This window comes from Enterobacter sp. DTU_2021_1002640_1_SI_PRY_ASU_LCPMC_013 (assembly GCF_032389435.1).
GTDB classification, from domain to species: Bacteria; Pseudomonadota; Gammaproteobacteria; order Enterobacterales; family Enterobacteriaceae; genus Enterobacter; species Enterobacter hormaechei_C.
In genome coordinates this window covers 641,157-658,857 of the sequence record NZ_CP135594.1, presented here as the reverse complement: position 1 = coordinate 658,857, position 17,701 = coordinate 641,157, and the positions used below count along the sequence as shown (strand labels likewise).

Here is a 17,701-nt window from a genome sequence, read left to right as displayed (position 1 = left end):
GTGCCTCCTGCAAAATCGAATACGTAATTATAAGTCGTCAAAGACATTTAACGCATCTGCAAGTTTTTTAACGCCAAAAACCTGCATCCCTTCCGGAATTTTTTTCGGCACGTTGGCGGCCGGAACAATCGCGCGGCGGAAGCCATGTTTTGCCGCTTCGGAGATACGCTCCTGACCGCTCGGCACCGGGCGGATCTCGCCGGCCAACCCTACCTCACCAAATACCACCAGATCCTGCGGCAACGGTCTGTCGCGCAGGCTGGAGACCATTGCCAGCAGCAGCGCCAGGTCCGCGCTGGTTTCCGTAACCTTCACCCCACCAACCACGTTGACGAACACATCCTGATCCGCCATTTGCAGACCGCCGTGACGGTGCAGCACCGCCAGCAGGATCGCCAGGCGGTTCTGTTCCAGACCGACCGCCACGCGCCGCGGGTTGCCCATCATCGATTGATCCACCAGCGCCTGAATTTCAACCAGCAGCGGACGCGTCCCTTCCCACAGCACCATCACCGAACTACCGGACGTGATCTCGTCGCCACGGCTCAGAAAGATGGCCGACGGGTTGCTGACTTCACGCAGCCCCTGCTCGGTCATGGCAAACACGCCCAGCTCATTCACCGCGCCAAAGCGGTTTTTATGGCTGCGCAGGGTACGAAAACGGGAATCCGCATCGCCATCGAGCATCACCGAGCAGTCGATACAGTGTTCAAGCACTTTCGGTCCCGCCAGCGAGCCGTCTTTGGTCACATGACCAACCATCACAATCGCCACGCCGCGCGTTTTGGCAAAGCGCGTCAGGTAGGCCGCGGTTTCACGCACCTGCGCCACGCTTCCCGGTGACGACTGAATGTCAGCCATATGCATCACCTGAATGGAGTCGATCACCATCAGCTTCGGCTGCTCTTCTTCGGCGATCATGCAGATCTGCTCGATGCTGGTTTCCGACAGCATATTCAGATTGCCGGTGGGCAGGCCGAGGCGGTGCGCGCGCATCGCCACCTGCTGGAGTGACTCTTCCCCCGTGACGTACAGGGTTTTCATCTGTTCGGCGAGCTTGCAGAGCGTTTGCAGCAGCAGGGTCGATTTACCCGCGCCCGGGTTACCGCCGATCAGAATGGCGCTGCCCGGCACTACGCCACCGCCGAGCACGCGGTCAAATTCTTTGAATCCGGTGGAAAAGCGCGGCAGTGCTTCCAGGCTGATATCCGAAAGTTTTTGTACCTTCGACACGCCTGCATTGCCCGCATAGCCACTCAGCCGTTCATTGCGGGCCACGCTCGGCGAAGCCGCCACACCACGCACTTCGGTGATGGTGTTCCATGCATGACAGGCGCTGCATTGCCCCTGCCAGCGCGGATAATCCGCACCACATTCATTACAGACAAATGCGCGTTTTGGAGCTTTCGCCACGGTTTACCTCGTTATTTCTGTGCGGTCTGCGCGCCGGGTGGCGCTGACGCTTACCCGGCCTACAAAAGCAGGCCGCTATTTTTGATTAATGCTGCCGGAGAGAATACAGAACACCCCCATCAGATCAGCATGACGGATAGTGACTTCCGTCTTTTCATTCACTTTCGGCTTGGCATGGTAGGCAATACCCAGCCCGGCAACTTTGATCATCGGCAGATCGTTCGCGCCATCGCCGATGGCGACGGTCTGCTCGACCGGAATGGCATATTTCTCCGCCAGACGCGTCAGCGTATTGGCTTTGTACTGCGCATCCACGATGTCGCCGATGACCTGTCCGGTGAGTTTGCCGTCCATGATCTCCAGCTCGTTTGCCACCACGGTGGTCAGACGCAGCTTGTCACGCAGGTAGTCGGCAAAGAAGGTGAACCCGCCGGAGGCAATCGCCACTTTCCAGCCGAGCGTCTCCAGCTTGAGCACCAGCTGCGTCAGCCCAGGCATCAGGGGCAGCTCGTCGCGCACCTGACGCAAAATGTTAGCATCGGCCCCCTTCAGGGTCGCCACGCGCTGTCTCAGGCTGGCGGTAAAATCCAGCTCGCCGCGCATCGCGCGCTCGGTGACTTCCGCCACCAGCTCGCCGCTGCCCGCCAGTTTAGCAATCTCGTCAATACATTCGATCTGAATGGCGGTGGAGTCCATGTCCATTACCAGCAGGCCGGGCGTTTTCAGGTGCGGAATTTTGCCGAGGGGGGCAACGTCCAGCCCGGCGTCGTGCGCCAGACGCGTGGCGCGCTGCGTCAGGGAACCCGCCAGGCGAATAACCTGATAATCTTCCACGCACCAGGCCGCAACGATGACCATCGCTGCGCCCAGTTTGGTTTGATACTGGGTGAGGCGTTGCTTATCCAGGCCGCGTCCGTACAGCAGCCAGCCGCTACGGCCAGCGTGGTAATCGAGAGGCATCACCTCATCGCCACTTAAAGAGAGCGGCAATCCTGGCCATAAAGAGACATCCGTTGGCAGGTCGCACCAGGTAATGTTCGGCATTGAAGCTCCTGTAATTTCGTTCGCGCCGGAAGGTTCCAGAGGGAAAATAACGCATGAGGCTACCCTGTAACCATCACTTCTGGCAACATTAAGCCGTAAATTTTAAGCAGGTGGAATATGGCTCGCGCAAAACTGAAATTCCGGCTTCATCGCGCCGTGATTGTCCTGATCTGTCTCGCACTATTAGTGGCGCTGATGCAGGGGGCATCCTGGTTTAGCCAGAATCACCAACGACAGCGTAACCCGCAGTTTGAGGAACTGGCCCGGACGCTGGCGCGCCAGGTGACGCTCAACGTTGCGCCGTCTATGCGCACCGAAACGCCGGATGATAAGCGAATAGCCCAGGTATTGCGCCAGCTTACGGAAAACAGCCGCATTCTGGATGCGGGCGTGTACGATGAACAGGGCGACCTGATTGCCCGCGCGGGTGAGCATGTCGACGTGCGCGACAGGCTGGCGCTGGATGGCAAAAAAGCCGGTGGTTATTTCAACCAACAAATCGTCGAACCCATTCAGGGCAAGAATGGTCCGCTCGGCTATTTACGTCTGACACTCGACACCCACACCCTGCCAACCGAAGCCAAACAGGTGGATAACACCACCAATATTTTGCGCCTGATGCTGCTGCTCTCGCTGGCGATTGGCGTGGTACTGGCGCGCACGTTGCTCCAGGGCAAGCGCACCCGCTGGCAGCAGTCGCCGTTCCTGTTAACCGCCAGCAAGTCGGTTCCCGAAGAGGAAGAGAGCGAGAAGAAAGAATAGTGATAAAGTAGGCGGATGATTCGGAAAAGGAACTCTGCCATGTCGACGTTACGCCTGCTAATCTCTGACTCTTACGATCCCTGGTTTAACCTGGCGGTAGAAGAGTGCATCTTCCGCCAGATGCCTGCCACCCAGCGCGTCCTGTTTCTCTGGCGCAACGCCGATACGGTCGTTATTGGTCGCGCGCAAAATCCGTGGAAAGAGTGTAACACCCGCCGTATGGAAGAGGACAACGTCCGCCTGGCGCGCCGCAGCAGCGGCGGCGGTGCGGTGTTTCACGATCTGGGCAACACCTGCTTTACCTTTATGGCGGGCAAGCCGGAGTACGACAAAACCATCTCGACCTCCATTGTGCTTAACGCGCTCAATTCGCTCGGCGTGACGGCTGAAGCCTCGGGACGTAACGATCTGGTCGTGAAAACGCCTGAAGGCGACCGGAAAGTGTCAGGCTCAGCCTACCGCGAAACGATGGATCGCGGATTCCACCACGGCACATTATTGCTGAATGCCGATCTGAGCCGTCTGGCAAACTATCTGAACCCGGACAAGAAAAAGCTCCAGGCCAAAGGCATTACCTCCGTGCGCGGTCGCGTGGCGAATCTGGTGGAGCTCCTGCCGGGGATTACCCATGAACGCATTTGCGATGCGATCCGCGAGGCCTTTTTCAGGCATTACGGTGAACGCGTAGAAGCCGAGGTTATTTCTCCGGATAAAACCCCGGATCTGCCAAACTTCGCGGAAACCTTCGCCCGCCAGAGCAGCTGGGAGTGGAATTTCGGTCAGGCACCGGCGTTTTCACACCTGCTGGATGAGCGATTTACCTGGGGCGGCGTTGAGCTGCACTTTGACGTCGAGAAAGGCCATATCTCTCGTACCCAGGTATTTACGGATAGTCTTAATCCGGCACCGTTAGAAGCGCTGGCTGCACGTTTGCAGGGCTGTCTCTATCGGGCAGATATGCTGCAACAGGAGTGTGACGCGTTACGTGTTGATTTTCCGGAACAGGAACAAGAGTTGCGGGAGTTATCGGCGTGGATTGCGCAGGCAGTACGCTAATAAAAAGCCCGCTGGCGCTCTGCTTAGCGGGCCTGGAAAACCGCAGGCCGGGTCAGGCGAAGCCGCCACCCGGCACAACAGGTATTACTCTTTATCGCCGAGCAGAACGGATTCCAGCGCGATTTTGATCATGTCGTTGAAGGTGGTCTGACGCTCGGCAGCGGTAGTCTGCTCGTGGGTACGGATGTGGTCAGACACGGTGCAGATGGTCAGCGCTTTCGCACCGAATTCAGCCGCCACGCCGTAGATACCGGCCGCTTCCATTTCCACGCCCAGAATGCCGTATTTTTCCATCACGTCGAACATGTCGCCTTCTGGCGAGTAGAACAGATCGGCAGAGAACAGGTTGCCCACGCGCGCGTCAACGCCCAGCGCTTTTGCCGCGTCAACCGCGTTACGCACCATGTCAAAGTCAGCGATGGCCGCAAAGTCATGATCTTTAAAGCGAATGCGGTTGACTTTAGAGTCGGTGCACGCGCCCATGCCGATCACCACGTCACGCAGCTTAACGTCCATGCGCACTGCGCCGCAGGAGCCGACACGGATGATTTTCTTCACGCCGAAATCGGTGATCAGCTCTTTGGTGTAGATGGAGCAGGATGGGATACCCATGCCGTGACCCATCACGGAGATTTTGCGGCCTTTATAGGTGCCGGTGAAGCCCAGCATGCCGCGCACGTTGTTCACTTCACGCACGTCTTCGAGGAAGGTTTCTGCAATGTGCTTCGCGCGCAGCGGGTCGCCCGGCATCAATACGACGTCAGCGAAATCACCCATTTCTGCATTAATGTGAGGAGTTGCCATCTTCAGTTCCTTTTACATTGTTGTTTTTGCCGGGTGGCGGCTACGCCTTACCCGGCCTACATTCTGTTTCTCCCTCTCCCGGTGGGAGAGGGCCGGGGTGAGGGCATCAGGCCGCACCCAATCCGTTTAGAACATAGCCTTGCCATATTCCATGTCAGACGTACCAAAGTATTTCGCAATCGTCTGGCCGATGTCCGCGAAGGTCTCACGGTGACCCAGCGAGCCCGGTTTGACTTTCGGGCCGTACACCAGCACCGGAATGTGCTCACGGGTGTGGTCGGTACCGGTCCAGGTCGGGTCACAGCCATGGTCAGCGGTCAGGATCAGAATGTCATCTTCCCCCACCAGCTCCATCAGCTCTGGCAGACGGCGGTCAAACAGCTCCAGACCCGCAGCATACCCGGCGACGTCGCGACGGTGGCCCCAGGAGGAGTCGAAGTCCACGAAGTTGGTGAAGACAATGGTCTTATCGCCCGCTTCTTTCATCTCTTTGATGGTGGCGTCGAACAGCGCATCCAGACCGGTCGCTTTGACCTTTTTGGTAATGCCGCAGTTGGCGTAAATGTCCGCGATTTTACCCACGGAAACCACGTGGCCGTCTTTCTCGTCGACGAGTTTTTGCAGCACGGTCGGCGCCGGTGGCTCCACGGCCAGATCGTGACGGTTGCCGGTACGCTGGAAGTTACCCGCTTTGTCGCCGATAAACGGACGCGCGATAACGCGGCCAATGTTGTAGCCGCCTTCGGTCAGCTCTTCACGGGCGATCTCGCACAGCTCGTACAGTTTATCCAGGCCAAACGTCTCTTCATGGCAGGCGATCTGGAACACGGAGTCAGCAGAGGTATAGAAAATCGGCTTGCCGGTTTTCATATGCTCTTCGCCGAGCTGATCCAGAATCACGGTACCGGAAGAGTGGCAGTTGCCGAGGTAGCCCGGCAGGTTGGCGCGCTTCACCAGCTTATCGAGCAGCTCCTGCGGGAAGCTGTTCTCGTGATCGGAGAAGTAGCCCCAGTCAAACAGCACCGGCACGCCGGCGATTTCCCAGTGACCGGACGGAGTATCTTTCCCGGAAGAGAGCTCGTGCGCCCACGCGTAGGCGCCCACCACTTCCGCGTTACCGTCCATACCGGCTGCGATCTTACCGGTAGAGCCTTCATGCGCTTTTACCAGCCCCAGACGGGTCAGGTTTGGCAGGTTCAGAGGGCCCTTACGACCGTTGTCCGCTTCGCCTTTTGCACAGGCTTCCGCGATGTGACCCAGGGTATCGGAACCCACGTCACCAAATCGTTCTGCATCTTCGGTTGCGCCGATGCCGAATGAGTCCAGCACCATAATAAATGCACGTTTCATAATTGTTCTCCGTACTTAGTGCTTCATAAAAATGCGATCAGATCAGTATACCGCTATTCAGTGATACGACGATAGACCGTCGGTGTGGTTTCCGGTGCTTTATCGTCAAGAGATATTGCCGCCTTCACCGCTTTCGCCGCGTCCTGCCAGCTGGCTTCATCTTTCGCGTGGATCACCGCCAGCGGACGTTGGCCGTCAACGCTGTCGCCCAGACGGGCCATATCGGTAAAGCCGACGCTGTAATCAATGGTGTCCGATGCCTGACGACGACCGCCGCCCATAGACACGACAGCCATGCCGAGCGCGCGGGTATCCATAGCCGAGACAAAGCCTTCGCTGTCCGCATAGACCGCCTTGCTGAGCATCGCGGTGGGCAGGTATTTCGCGTAGTTTTCCACGAAGTCGGTCGGGCCTTTCTGCGCCGCCACCATCCGACCAAAGATCTCCGCCGCTTTGCCGTTGTCCAGCACCGCCTGAAGCTTCGCGCGGGCTTCCGCGTCGTCTTTGGCCAGCTTGCCGGAGATTAACATCTCAACGCACAGCGCCATGGTGACATCGAACAGGCGCGGGTTACGGTATTCGCCTGTGAGGAACTGCACGGCCTCGCGGACTTCAACCGCGTTACCGGCGCTGGAGGCCAGCACCTGGTTCATGTCCGTCAGCAGTGCAGTGGTGCGCACGCCCGCGCCGTTGGAGACGCCAACGATCGCTTCGGCCAGCGCCTCAGAGAGTTCATAGGTCGGCATAAACGCGCCGCTGCCCACTTTCACATCCATCACCAGCGCATCCAGACCTTCCGCCAGTTTTTTGGCAAGGATAGAGGCGGTGATCAGCGGGATGGAGTCTACGGTCGCGGTAATGTCACGCGTCGCGTAGAAACGCTTGTCAGCCGGAGCAAGAGAGCTGGTCTGGCCGATAATCGCCACGCCAACGTCTTTAATAATGTCGCGGAAGCGGTTGTCATCCGGGAAGATATCGAAGCCCGGAATGGCTTCCAGTTTGTCGAGCGTACCGCCGGTATGACCCAGGCCGCGCCCGGAAATCATCGGGATGTAACCGCCACAGGCCGCCACCATTGGGCCGAGCATCAGGGAGGTCACGTCGCCCACGCCGCCGGTGGAGTGTTTGTCCACAATTGGGCCGTTAAGGTTGAGGCTTTTCCAGTCCAGAACGGTTCCTGAATCTCGCATCGCCATGGTCAGCGACACGCGCTCAGGCATCGACATATCGTGGAAGAAAATGGTCATCGCCAGAGCCGCAATCTGTCCTTCAGAGATGGTGTTATCACGAATGCCGTTGATAAAAAAGCGGATTTCTTCGTCGCTTAATGCATGACCATCACGTTTTTTACGAATAATTTCTTGTGCGAGAAACACGGTAACCTCCATGCGGAATCGGGTGAATGGCGGCGGATATGTTGACCCGCCCTACGATCCTGTAGGCCGGGTTAGCGTAGCGTCACCCGGCAATTCAACTTAGTAGCTGCTTGCGCTCTTACCGTCACCGTGACCCAGCGCTTTCAGCAAGCTGGCCAGCAGGCTGGACGCGCCGAAGCGGTAGTGGCGGGAATCAGCCCAGTCGGCGCCGAACAGCTCGTCGGCAATCGCCAGGAACTGCTGCGCGTCTTCCGCGGTACGCACGCCGCCCGCCGGTTTGAAGCCAACGGTTTTGGACACGCCCATATCACGGATGACTTCCATCATGATGCGTGCGCTTTCCGGAGTAGCGTTGACCGGCACTTTACCGGTAGAGGTTTTAATGAAATCCGCGCCCGCTTTGATGGAGATTTCAGACGCCTTACGAATCAACGCCTCTTCTTTCAGCTCGCCGGTTTCGATGATCACTTTAAGCAGCACGTTTGCCGCCGCACACGCGTCTTTACAGGCTTTCACCAGGTCAAAACCGACCTGCTCGTTGCCGGCGATCAGCGCGCGGTACGGGAATACCACGTCAACTTCGTCTGCGCCGTACGCAATCGCCGCGCGGGTTTCTGCCAGCGCGATCTCGATATCGTCATTGCCGTGCGGGAAGTTAGTTACGGTGGCAATGCGCACGTCCGGCGTGCCCTGCTCTTTCAGCGTTTTGCGGGCAATCGGGATGAAGCGCGGATAGATACAGACGGCGGCGGTGTTACCCACTGGCGTTTTCGCCTGATGGCACAGGGCGATGACTTTTTCATTGGTGTCGTCATCGTTCAGGGTGGTCAGGTCCATCAGTTTCAACGCGCGCAGGCTGCTTGCAGTTAAATCGGTCATAACATTCTCCAACGGCAGTGCCGTATAAATTTTACCTTGCGGGTCTGTGAGTATTCTAACATTCACCCGCATCCACACTTCGACATTCATCACAGTTAATGAAAACTGTGTGCAAATTTGCATTACTGTAATGAGATCTTCTTCAAATTTTAGTGCGTTAATTGCTGACTAAATCGGCGATATCCCCGTTCTGATCAAAAGCGCCACCAGGCTGGCTTCCTACAATTCGTTCACCATCCGCAGAACAACCAAGGAAGTGAACATGCCCGACGCCCTGCAACAACGTTGCCAGCACATTGTGACCAGTCCGGTGTTAACCCCGGAACAAAAACGTCATTTTCTGGCGCTGGAAGCGGAGAACAATCTGCCCTATCCCGCTCTGCCAGAGGCGGCCCGCGCCGCGCTGGACGAGGGATTCATCTGCGACATGTTCGAAGGCCATGCGCCTTACAAACCGCGCTACGTGCTGCCGGACTACGCTAGATTTCTGGCTAACGGCTCAGAATGGCTGGAGCTGGAAGGGGCGAAAGATCTGGATGATGCCCTCTCGCTGCTCACTATCCTTTATCACCATGTTCCGTCCGTCACATCGATGCCGGTCTATCTGGGCCAGCTCGATGAGATACTCAGCCCCTATGTTAAAATTCTAACACAGGATGAAATCGATAGCCGAATAAAACGTTTCTGGCGTTACCTGGACAGAACCCTGCCCGATGCGTTTATGCATGCCAATATCGGCCCGGCGGATACACCTGTCACCCGAGCCATCCTTCGCGCGGATGCAGAACTGAAGCAGGTTGCGCCGAACCTGACCTTTATCTACGACCCGGATGTAACCCCCGGCGATCTGCTGCTGAGCGTGGCGAAAAACATTTGTGAATGTAGTAAACCGCATATTTCTAATGGCCCGGTGAATGATAAAATTTTCACAAAAGGTCGCTATGGCGTGGTGAGCTGTTACAACTCCCTGCCGCTGGCGGGCGGCGGCAGCACGCTGGTGCGCCTTAACCTGAAAGCGATCGCGGAACACAGCCGCTCACCGGAAGACTTTTTCACCCGTACCCTTCCCCACTACTGCCAGCAACAAATCGCGATCATCAATGCGCGCTGCGATTTTTTATATGAACAATCCGGCTTCTTTGAGAATAGCTTCCTGGTGAAAGAGGGGCTGATTGATGCCGATCGCTTTGTGCCGATGTTTGGCATGTACGGTCTGGCCGAAGCGGTGAATGTGCTGTGCGAGAAAGCAGGCATTACGGGACGTTACGGTAAGAACGAACAGGCCAATGCGCTGGGCTACCGCATCAGTGAACAGCTTGCGGCGTTTGTTGAAAACACGCCGGTGAAACACGGCTGGCAGCACCGCGCGATGCTGCATGCCCAGTCTGGGATCAGTTCCGATTCTGGCACCACGCCGGGCGCGCGTCTGCCGTACGGCGACGAACCGGACCCAGTCAGCCACCTGCTGGCCGTGGCGCCGCACCATAAACACTATCATTCGGGGATCAGCGATATACTCACCCTGGAGGAAACGGTTAAACGCAATCCTCAGGCTGTGGTGCAGCTGTGCCTGGGGGCGTTCAACGCCGGTATGCGTGAGTTCACCGCGAATGTAGCCGGAAACGATCTGGTGCGCGTCACTGGCTATATGGTGCGGCTCTCCGATCTGGAGAAATACCGGGAGGCCGGCTCGCGCACCAACACCACCTGGCTCGGCGAGGAGGCCGCGCGCAATACCCGTATTCTGGAACGTCAGCCGCGCGTAATAAGCCATGAACAGCAGATGCGCTTTAGTTAGTCAGGTCATACCCTTCTCCTGCGTGGACGGGCCGGGCAGCCGCCTGGCGTTGTTCCTCCAGGGCTGTAACCTGCGCTGCAAAACCTGCCACAACCCGTGGACGATAGGGCGCTGCAACGACTGCGGCGACTGTGTTCCCCACTGTCCTCATGATGCGCTGGCAATTCAGGCCGGGCGCGTCTGGTGGCAGGAGAGTCACTGTCAGCAGTGCGACACCTGTCTGCACCTGTGTCAGCAGCAGGCGACGCCGATGGCGCAGCGCTATAGCGTCGAGGAGATCCTCTCCCGGGTTCGCACGTCCGCGCCGTTTATTGAGGGCGTGACCGTCAGCGGGGGTGAGGCCACCACGCAGCTGCCGTTTTTGGTTGCGCTGTTCACCGCGATCAAAGCCGATCCGTCCCTGCGCCATCTGACGTGCCTGGTGGACAGCAACGGCCTGTTAAGCGAAACCGGCTGGCAAAAGCTGTTGCCGGTGTTTGACGGCGCGATGGTGGATCTGAAAGCCTGGGGCAATGAACATCACCGTTTTCTGACCGGGCGCGAAAACACGCAGATCAAGCAGAGCATCCGCTGGCTGGCAGATCGTCATCGCCTGACGGAGCTACGCCTGCTGGTGATCCCCGATCGGTGTGATTATCTGCACCATCTGCCATCGCTGACCGCTTTTATCCACGCGTTGGGGAACGTTCCGGTGCGGATCAACGCGTTTCATGCTCATGGGGTTTACGGGGAGGCGGCGCGATGGCGGAGCGCCACGCCGGAGGACATCGAGCCGCTGGCGCAGGCCCTGGAACGGCAGCAGATCACGGTGATCCGCCCGGCCCTTTATTTATAGCGTGATGCCGAAGACCGCGCGGGTGTTTTCCAGCAGCGCGCTGGCAATCACATCTTCAGGCTCCTGACGCAGCTCACACAGCACATCAAAAACGCGCGCCGCCTGCTCCGGGCGGTTGGGCTGGCCCTGAAAACCATTCAGCGGCATGTCAGGCGCATCCGTTTCCAGCAGGAGCGAGGTCAGCGGGAGCTGCGCCATCACATCACGGGTTTTGCTGGCACGCGGATAGGTAATGGTGCCACCGACGCCAATCTTATAGCCCAGCTCGATAAAACGCTGCGCCTGCTGAAGGCTTCCAGCGAAACCATGGACCACGCCCCTGCGCGGCACGTCGATACGCTTCAGGTGCATCGCCAGTTTGTCATGGGTACGTCTGGAGTGGAGGATCACCGGCAGATCGTGGCGCTTTGCGAGCCGGAGCTGCGCATCCAGGATCGTCTGCTGGCGCTCAAACTGCGGATCTTCACGATAGAGATCGAGGCCGATCTCACCGATGGCAACCAGCTTCGTATCCGCATTTTGCAGCGTGGCATCCAGCCTGTCGAGATGGTCATCAAGATGGTGCTCAATAACGATCGGATGCAGACCCAACGCGGCATACAGCGCATCGTGCCCCCGGGCAAGCGCCAGAACTTTGTCGAATCTCGCCGCTTCAATAGCGGGCACAATAATGGCTCTCACACCGGCCTCAGCCGCTCGCGCAATACTTGATGTTTCCTCCCCGCTAAACGGCGGGAAATCAAAGTGGCAATGGGTATCGATAAAGCAGTGCGTCACGCCAGATCCTCGTTATCGAGTAAGCCATCGTTGGCCTGCGGCGCGTCCACCAGCGGCATCGCCACCGCGTCATTGGCCACAACGGCAGGCGGCAAAATGATGCTTTTATGCCGATGAAGAGGCGGTTGCTCCGCCAGCATTTTCCCGACGGTCGCCAGGAAGTAACGCCCGCACAGCCGCCCCGTTTTGTAATCCATACGCAACGCAGGCAGCCGACTGCCCAGCGCCATGCTCAACAGCGGCTTAGGCGGATAAATTTCAAAGATGCGCAGCTTGCCCGGTGGTTTTTCAATAAAACGCTGCATCGCGCCGTAGGTGGTTTCATGCTGCTTCGCGATATTCACCAGCGGTTGCAGGCTGCTGTCGCCCAGCCAGCGTTCCATCCGCTTAAACCACTGTGGGGTGTAATACATCTGCGAAGGCACCGTGCGGATCACCACAATGGTTTTTGCCCCGCGCCGCGCCGCCTCCTGTACCGGCACCGCGTCGCTGATACCGCCATCAAGATAGCTTATCCCCTCCAGCAGGGCGCCGGTGCGGTAGAATCCCGGGATCGCGCTGGACGCGCGGATGATATCCAGCCAGTTCTCTTTCTGCGGCGAAAAGTAACCCGGCGAATAGTCATCGCCACGGCTGGCGCACATCCAGAACTCTTTGCCGGAATCGAACAGTCGTGACGCGGTATCCATGGCCAGCGGCATCTGGCTGGAGGTGGCATCCAGTAACCAGTCGAGATCGATCAGGTTCCCGCCGCGTACGAAGCGTACCGGATTGAAGAATTCTTTGGAGGTGGTGTAGCGCATAATCACTTTGCGCGCATAGCCGGGCTGGTTGCAGACATAGGCGGAGAGGTTCTGCGCCCCGGCAGAGGTACCGAAATAGAGATCGAACGGGTTGAATTGCGCGCGCATAAATTCGTCGAGCACGCCAGCGGTGAAAATACCGCGCTGCCCTCCCCCTTCACAGACCAGCGCAAGCTGGCCTGCATGAAACGGTTTTAACGTCAGCGGCGCAATATTGCCGAGCGTAACGGGAATTCGTTGCCCCACCTCTGCCTTCCTGTTTTCATTATTTTGATGAGACACAGTAACGCACTTCCCCGGTGGTTCTCAAACGAGAAAAAGCCAGTCACGAGGACTGGCTTGAGTTTGTTTAGTAAATATTGCGTTTGCTACGGGCGACGTCGACCCGTAAACAGGCTGACCAGGAACAGAATAATACCGACGACGAAGACAATTTTCGCTGCCCATGCCGCGGTACCCGCCAGTCCACCAAAGCCCAATGCGGCGGCAATTAACGCGATAACCAGAAATATAATGCCCCAACGAAACATAAGCCTCTCCTTTACCATAGTTAATGTCGGCCGCTAAACGTGAGCGCTCAGGTCACTCACCGGCTTTTCCAGAATCGTTTTTATTTCGCCCGCGGTTTTCAGCCTGACGGGCGAATGGTACTGCTTTACTTCGTTTTCAGATCGTTTTTGACGCTTTTCACACCATCAATAGCTTTCGCAATTGACTCGGCACGATCGCTTTGTGCCTGATTCTCAACCGTACCGGACAGCTGGACCACACCATCGGTGGTTTCAACTTTCACCATACGGGATGGCACGATGTCGTCAGCTAACAGTTTAGCTTTGATTTCGCTGGTAGTTGCTGCATCTCCGGCATAGCCCTTCACCGACGATTCTTTGCTGTCACGTACGTGCAGTTTGTCGCTGACGGAGCTTACGCCCTCAACGCCTTTTGCCACTTTAACGGCTTCTTCAGCCTGGGTCTGGCTTTCAACGAAACCGCTCAGGGTGACAACCTTGTTGTCGGTTTTAACAGAAATATCGGTGCTCTTGATGGATTCGTGATCCACCAGTGCGGCTTTCACTTTTGCTGTGATTGAGCTGTCATCCATGAAATTACCGACTTTATTCATAGAGCTATCGATTTTTTCCCCTGCGGTATTGGCGGAATTTTGCGCTTTATCCATGGTGCTGGTTTCCGCCAGAGCAGAACCGCTTACCAGGACACTACCCAATGTTACAGCCAGCAGAGTTTTAGAAATCTTCAGTCTTGTCATATTCATCGATTTATTCCTGTGTTTTGCCCATTATTTGGGCGACATACTTCCCTAATCTTGGTTTTATATATTGCGAATTAACACCGGGGCAAAATGGAGAACCAATGGACATGCATTGAACAGTTAATTCATCCACGCCCGGTGCTAAACACTGAGTTAAATATAGATCACAATCAGAGGGGTGCATTCAGAATTGGGGAAAAAACGAACGAATAGCAAAAAATTGCGGTGAATTAAGAACATTCCGCAAGGGTTTAATAACACAGGAATTAAAGAAGAGCACGGCGGCTGCCGTGCCCTGAGAGGAAATTAATGCTCGCGCGTTTTGCGGAACTGAACATCAGGATAACGTTCCTGCGTCAGGTTCAGGTTTACCATGGTTGGGGCGATATAGGTCAGGTTATCGCCACCGTCCAGCGCCAGCTGAACTTCGTTCTTACGTTTAAATTCTTCGAATTTCTTCACGTCAGAACACTCAACCCAGCGCGCCGTCGCCACGTTCACCGATTCGTAAATCGCTTCCACGTTGTACTCGCTCTTAAGACGGGCAACCACCACGTCGAACTGGAGCACACCCACCGCGCCCACGATCAGATCGTTGTTGGCGATTGGGCGGAACACCTGTACCGCGCCCTCTTCGGAAAGCTGGACCAGGCCTTTCAGCAGCTGCTTCTGCTTCAGCGGATCGCGCAGGCGAATGCGGCGGAACAGTTCTGGCGCGAAGTTCGGGATACCGGTGAACTTCATCATTTCGCCCTGCGTGAAGGTATCGCCAATCTGAATGGTACCGTGGTTGTGTAAACCAATGATGTCACCCGGATAGGCTTCTTCTACATGCGAACGGTCGCCCGCCATGAAGGTCAGCGCGTCGGAGATCACCACGTCTTTACCGATACGGACCTGACGCAGCTTCATGCCCTTTTCGTACTTACCGGAAACCACGCGCATAAAGGCGACGCGGTCACGGTGTTTCGGATCCATGTTGGCCTGAATTTTAAAGACGAAGCCGGAGAACTTCTCTTCCTTCGCTTCTACTTCGCGGGTGTCGGTTTTACGCGGCATCGGCTGCGGGGCCCACTCAACCAGACCGTCGAGCATATGGTCAACGCCGAAGTTGCCGAGTGCGGTACCGAAGAAGACCGGGGTAATTTCACCGCTCAGGAACAGCTCTCTGTCGAACTCATGCGACGCGCCTTTAACCAGCTCCAGCTCATCGCGCAGCTGGGCGGCCAGCTCTTCACCGACAGCGGCGTCCAGCTCGGGATTGTCCAGACCTTTCACAATGCGGACTTCCTGAATGGTGTGGCCCTTACCGGTCTGGTACAGGTAGGTTTCGTCTTTATAGAGGTGGTAAACCCCTTTGAACAGCTTGCCGCAGCCAATCGGCCAGGTGATTGGCGCGCAGGCAATCTTCAGCTCGTTTTCCACTTCATCCATCAGCTCCATCGGATCACGGATGTCACGGTCGAGTTTGTTCATAAAGGTGAGGATCGGCGTATCGCGCAGACGGGTGACTTCCATCAGCTTGCGGGTACGATCTTCAACACCTTTCGCGGCGTCGATCACCATCAGGCAGCAGTCCACCGCCGTCAGGGTACGGTAGGTATCTTCGGAGAAGTCTTCGTGGCCCGGGGTGTCCAGCAGGTTCACCAGGCAGCCGTGATACGGGAACTGCATCACGGAGGTGGTAATCGAAATACCACGCTGCTTTTCCATCTCCATCCAGTCGGATTTAGCATGCTGGCTGGAGCCACGGCCTTTAACGGTACCCGCGGTCTGGATCGCCTGTCCGAACAGCAACACCTTCTCGGTGATGGTCGTTTTACCGGCATCCGGGTGCGAGATAATGGCAAAAGTGCGGCGTTTGGCCACCTCTTGCAGATAAGGAGACAACGTCATAATCAATTCTTCTTAGGTAAGCGCGGCAGCAGGCCGCGCATCATGGAATACGAAAAATGCGGCTATTTTACCCATCAACAGGGGGCAGGCAATCATTGTTTACACAGGAGCTGCTCCAGTTCGTTCAATGACGTAACGGTCCAGGTCGGCTCGATGCCTTCCGGCAGCGTGCGACCATGCGCATTCAGCCAGACGGTCGACAGGCCCGATCTCATACCTCCCAGAATATCAGATTCTGCCGTATCCCCCACCATCAGCACGCGATCGCGGTCAGGATTGCCCGCTTGCGCCAGCGCATAATCGAAAATACGCGGATCCGGCTTCGGTACGCCCACCTCTTCGGAGATCACCAGCGCGTCGAAATGATCGCGCAGGCCGGTGCGTTCAAGGCGGATCTGCTGAAGCGCGGTAAAGCCGTTGGTAATGATCCCAAGCTTCACCTTCCCTTTCAGCGAATCCAGCAGAGAAACGGCGCCGGGCAGCGGCGCGCAGATATCCGCCATCGCATTCAGGAAGGCCTCGTTCAGCGCCCCAGGACTGACGTTTAACCGTTCAGCCCACACGTCAAAACGCTGATGCTGAAGCTGTAACGCGGTGATGGCTCCGTTCTGGTAATCCACCCACAGCGGTTTGTTCACCGCCTGATAGTCCTGAAAATCTTCCGAGGTGAACGTCACGCTATAGTCGAGAAACATTCGCTGTAGGCCGCCGAACGAGTCAAACGTAAACAGCGTTTCGTCGGCATCAAAGAAAATCCAGTCCCATTTCATCGTTACAACCTTATTTTCGTTATCCAATCGGCAGAGCCATGATAATGGCGTCTTCACGTCCCTCTGCGGTGGGGTAGTAGTTACGGCGGATAGTCGCCTCGTTGAAGCCTAAGCTTTCATAGAGCGCGATGGCGGCGACATTGGACGCGCGCACCTCCAGCCACAGGGTGAAAACGTCACGGGTTTCCAGCTCACGAATGAGGTGCTCAAGCAGTTCCCTGCCCAGCCCGCGGCGCTGGTAAGCGGGATCGACCGCAATATTAAACAGCGTCGCCTCGTCCAGAACGACCTGCGTGATGGCGAACGCAGCCATCGCACCGTCAACGTCCAGGCGGAGATTTAAATAGCGTTCGCCCTGATTGCTGGCAAACGTCTTTTCGCTCCACGGAAAGGCATGGGCGCGGTTTTCAATCGCGAACGCGGTGGTCAGGTCATCCGTCGTGAGGGAAGAAATCGTGTTCATATTCGCAAATTTGTTGCCATAGCGCGCTACGCGCTTTTGGGTTGGCTTTCAGTTCGTCCAGCGCTGGCGAACTGATCTGGCTTCCTTCAAGAGGTAGCTCGTCCACCGCCCCGATTCGCCAGCTGTTACAGCGGCTGTCAGGGGGAAGCATCGCGACGCTTTCAGGCGCCAGTTGTAATACCTGATCGCGGGTCACCTTCAGGGTGCGAAGGACATCCTCAATCAGGGGCTCGTTCAGGGCAGGCGGCGCTTCTGCCACCATCACCAGGCGGACATGCGCAGGGATGGAGATGGCTATTTCGCCCCGCAACGCCGTCGGGCGACGCAAAGCCCACTGGGTAATGCCCAGCTGCTGCAACTGCCAGTCTCGTCGGGATGTCATAGCGAAAACTCCTGTCTCTCAGG

18 protein-coding genes are annotated in these 17,701 nt (G+C 56.9%); 4 read left to right on the top strand and 14 right to left on the bottom strand.

The genetic code is table 11. From position 1 onward, the window contains the following. Positions 1 to 27: 27 nt before the first annotated feature. Positions 28 to 1,413, bottom strand: coding sequence for a DNA repair protein RadA (gene radA, locus RS584_RS03205; protein WP_017383829.1), 1,386 nt, complete (start codon positions 1,411 to 1,413; stop codon positions 28 to 30). A gap of 75 nt (positions 1,414 to 1,488) precedes the next feature. Continuing rightward, complete coding sequence (serB, locus tag RS584_RS03200; protein WP_003856524.1) at positions 1,489 to 2,457, bottom strand: phosphoserine phosphatase; 969 nt, start codon at positions 2,455 to 2,457, stop codon at positions 1,489 to 1,491. Positions 2,458 to 2,574: 117 nt separating this feature from the next. On the opposite strand from serB, the gene RS584_RS03195 reads away from it, so the two are divergent. Both RS584_RS03195 and lplA read left to right on the top strand, forming a co-directional pair. Continuing rightward, positions 2,575 to 3,219, top strand: coding sequence for a YtjB family periplasmic protein (locus tag RS584_RS03195; RefSeq protein ID WP_015572615.1), 645 nt, complete (start codon positions 2,575 to 2,577; stop codon positions 3,217 to 3,219). A 39-nt stretch (positions 3,220 to 3,258) separates the two neighbouring features. Beyond that, a complete protein-coding gene (gene lplA / locus RS584_RS03190) occupies positions 3,259 to 4,275 on the top strand; it encodes a lipoate--protein ligase LplA (protein WP_015572614.1) in 1,017 nt (338 codons plus the stop codon). 84 nt (positions 4,276 to 4,359) lie between these two features. On the opposite strand, the gene deoD is transcribed toward lplA, so the two are convergent. The 4 genes from deoD to deoC all read right to left on the bottom strand — a co-directional run bounded on the left by deoD (position 4,360) and on the right by deoC (position 8,684). Continuing rightward, positions 4,360 to 5,079, bottom strand: coding sequence for a purine-nucleoside phosphorylase (gene deoD, locus RS584_RS03185; protein ID WP_003856538.1), 720 nt, complete (start codon positions 5,077 to 5,079; stop codon positions 4,360 to 4,362). A 126-nt stretch (positions 5,080 to 5,205) separates the two neighbouring features. Further along, on the bottom strand, positions 5,206 to 6,429 hold the full coding sequence (deoB, locus tag RS584_RS03180) for a phosphopentomutase (RefSeq protein ID WP_003856540.1): 1,224 nt from the start codon (positions 6,427 to 6,429) through the stop codon (positions 5,206 to 5,208). 53 nt (positions 6,430 to 6,482) lie between these two features. Next, positions 6,483 to 7,805 (bottom strand): thymidine phosphorylase, encoded by a 1,323-nt coding sequence (gene deoA, locus RS584_RS03175; RefSeq protein ID WP_017383831.1) that lies wholly within the window; start codon positions 7,803 to 7,805, stop codon positions 6,483 to 6,485. A 99-nt stretch (positions 7,806 to 7,904) separates the two neighbouring features. Next, positions 7,905 to 8,684, bottom strand: coding sequence for a deoxyribose-phosphate aldolase (gene deoC, locus RS584_RS03170; protein ID WP_003856543.1), 780 nt, complete (start codon positions 8,682 to 8,684; stop codon positions 7,905 to 7,907). Between the two features lie 262 nt (positions 8,685 to 8,946). On the opposite strand from deoC, the gene RS584_RS03165 reads away from it, so the two are divergent. Both RS584_RS03165 and RS584_RS03160 read left to right on the top strand, forming a co-directional pair. Continuing rightward, a complete protein-coding gene (locus RS584_RS03165) occupies positions 8,947 to 10,482 on the top strand; it encodes a YjjI family glycine radical enzyme (protein ID WP_315748929.1) in 1,536 nt (511 codons plus the stop codon). Next, positions 10,457 to 11,317 (top strand): YjjW family glycine radical enzyme activase, encoded by an 861-nt coding sequence (locus RS584_RS03160; RefSeq protein ID WP_315748928.1) that lies wholly within the window; start codon positions 10,457 to 10,459, stop codon positions 11,315 to 11,317. The genes RS584_RS03165 and RS584_RS03160 overlap by 26 nt, the downstream gene beginning before the upstream one ends. Here RS584_RS03160 and RS584_RS03155 read toward each other — a convergent pair. From RS584_RS03155 to RS584_RS03120, 8 genes are all read right to left on the bottom strand, one after another. After that, positions 11,312 to 12,094: a TatD family hydrolase gene (locus RS584_RS03155; protein ID WP_047737191.1), complete on the bottom strand. Its 783-nt coding sequence runs from the start codon at positions 12,092 to 12,094 to the stop codon at positions 11,312 to 11,314. The genes RS584_RS03160 and RS584_RS03155 overlap by 6 nt on opposite strands. After that, the gene (locus RS584_RS03150) at positions 12,091 to 13,143 is read right to left on the bottom strand and encodes a patatin family protein (RefSeq protein WP_315748927.1); all 1,053 of its coding nucleotides are present in this window, start codon (positions 13,141 to 13,143) and stop codon (positions 12,091 to 12,093) included. The genes RS584_RS03155 and RS584_RS03150 overlap by 4 nt, the downstream gene beginning before the upstream one ends. Before the next feature lie 122 nt (positions 13,144 to 13,265). Then, complete coding sequence (locus RS584_RS03145) at positions 13,266 to 13,427, bottom strand: DUF1328 domain-containing protein (protein ID WP_003856556.1); 162 nt, start codon at positions 13,425 to 13,427, stop codon at positions 13,266 to 13,268. A gap of 125 nt (positions 13,428 to 13,552) precedes the next feature. Further along, entirely contained in the window at positions 13,553 to 14,170 is a 618-nt protein-coding gene (osmY, locus tag RS584_RS03140; RefSeq protein WP_015572610.1) for a molecular chaperone OsmY, read from the bottom strand. Between the two features lie 303 nt (positions 14,171 to 14,473). Further along, on the bottom strand, positions 14,474 to 16,063 hold the full coding sequence (gene prfC / locus RS584_RS03135) for a peptide chain release factor 3 (RefSeq protein WP_315748925.1): 1,590 nt from the start codon (positions 16,061 to 16,063) through the stop codon (positions 14,474 to 14,476). A gap of 92 nt (positions 16,064 to 16,155) precedes the next feature. Further along, a complete protein-coding gene (gene yjjG / locus RS584_RS03130) occupies positions 16,156 to 16,833 on the bottom strand; it encodes a pyrimidine 5'-nucleotidase (protein WP_315748924.1) in 678 nt (225 codons plus the stop codon). A gap of 19 nt (positions 16,834 to 16,852) precedes the next feature. Further along, positions 16,853 to 17,296, bottom strand: coding sequence for a ribosomal protein S18-alanine N-acetyltransferase (gene rimI / locus RS584_RS03125; RefSeq protein WP_315748923.1), 444 nt, complete (start codon positions 17,294 to 17,296; stop codon positions 16,853 to 16,855). Continuing rightward, positions 17,265 to 17,678 (bottom strand): DNA polymerase III subunit psi, encoded by a 414-nt coding sequence (locus RS584_RS03120; protein ID WP_023295888.1) that lies wholly within the window; start codon positions 17,676 to 17,678, stop codon positions 17,265 to 17,267. The genes rimI and RS584_RS03120 overlap by 32 nt, the downstream gene beginning before the upstream one ends. Between the last annotated feature and the right edge of the window lie 23 nt (positions 17,679 to 17,701).

What these genes read in the sequence shown, in the direction of transcription:
- RS584_RS03160 (WP_315748928.1), top strand. Translation starts at nt 10,457, where the DNA reads ATGAACAGCAGATGCGCTTTAGTTAGTCAGGTCATACCCTTCTCCTGC.
- RS584_RS03165 (WP_315748929.1), top strand. Translation starts at nt 8,947, where the DNA reads ATGCCCGACGCCCTGCAACAACGTTGCCAGCACATTGTGACCAGTCCG.
- RS584_RS03145 (WP_003856556.1), bottom strand. Translation starts at nt 13,427, where the DNA reads ATGTTTCGTTGGGGCATTATATTTCTGGTTATCGCGTTAATTGCCGCC.
- osmY (WP_015572610.1), bottom strand. Translation starts at nt 14,170, where the DNA reads ATGAATATGACAAGACTGAAGATTTCTAAAACTCTGCTGGCTGTAACA.
- deoB (WP_003856540.1), bottom strand. Translation starts at nt 6,429, where the DNA reads ATGAAACGTGCATTTATTATGGTGCTGGACTCATTCGGCATCGGCGCA.
- rimI (WP_315748923.1), bottom strand. Translation starts at nt 17,296, where the DNA reads ATGAACACGATTTCTTCCCTCACGACGGATGACCTGACCACCGCGTTC.
- lplA (WP_015572614.1), top strand. Translation starts at nt 3,259, where the DNA reads ATGTCGACGTTACGCCTGCTAATCTCTGACTCTTACGATCCCTGGTTT.
- serB (WP_003856524.1), bottom strand. Translation starts at nt 2,457, where the DNA reads ATGCCGAACATTACCTGGTGCGACCTGCCAACGGATGTCTCTTTATGG.
- RS584_RS03120 (WP_023295888.1), bottom strand. Translation starts at nt 17,678, where the DNA reads ATGACATCCCGACGAGACTGGCAGTTGCAGCAGCTGGGCATTACCCAG.
- yjjG (WP_315748924.1), bottom strand. Translation starts at nt 16,833, where the DNA reads ATGAAATGGGACTGGATTTTCTTTGATGCCGACGAAACGCTGTTTACG.
- deoC (WP_003856543.1), bottom strand. Translation starts at nt 8,684, where the DNA reads ATGACCGATTTAACTGCAAGCAGCCTGCGCGCGTTGAAACTGATGGAC.
- prfC (WP_315748925.1), bottom strand. Translation starts at nt 16,063, where the DNA reads ATGACGTTGTCTCCTTATCTGCAAGAGGTGGCCAAACGCCGCACTTTT.
- deoD (WP_003856538.1), bottom strand. Translation starts at nt 5,079, where the DNA reads ATGGCAACTCCTCACATTAATGCAGAAATGGGTGATTTCGCTGACGTC.
- RS584_RS03195 (WP_015572615.1), top strand. Translation starts at nt 2,575, where the DNA reads ATGGCTCGCGCAAAACTGAAATTCCGGCTTCATCGCGCCGTGATTGTC.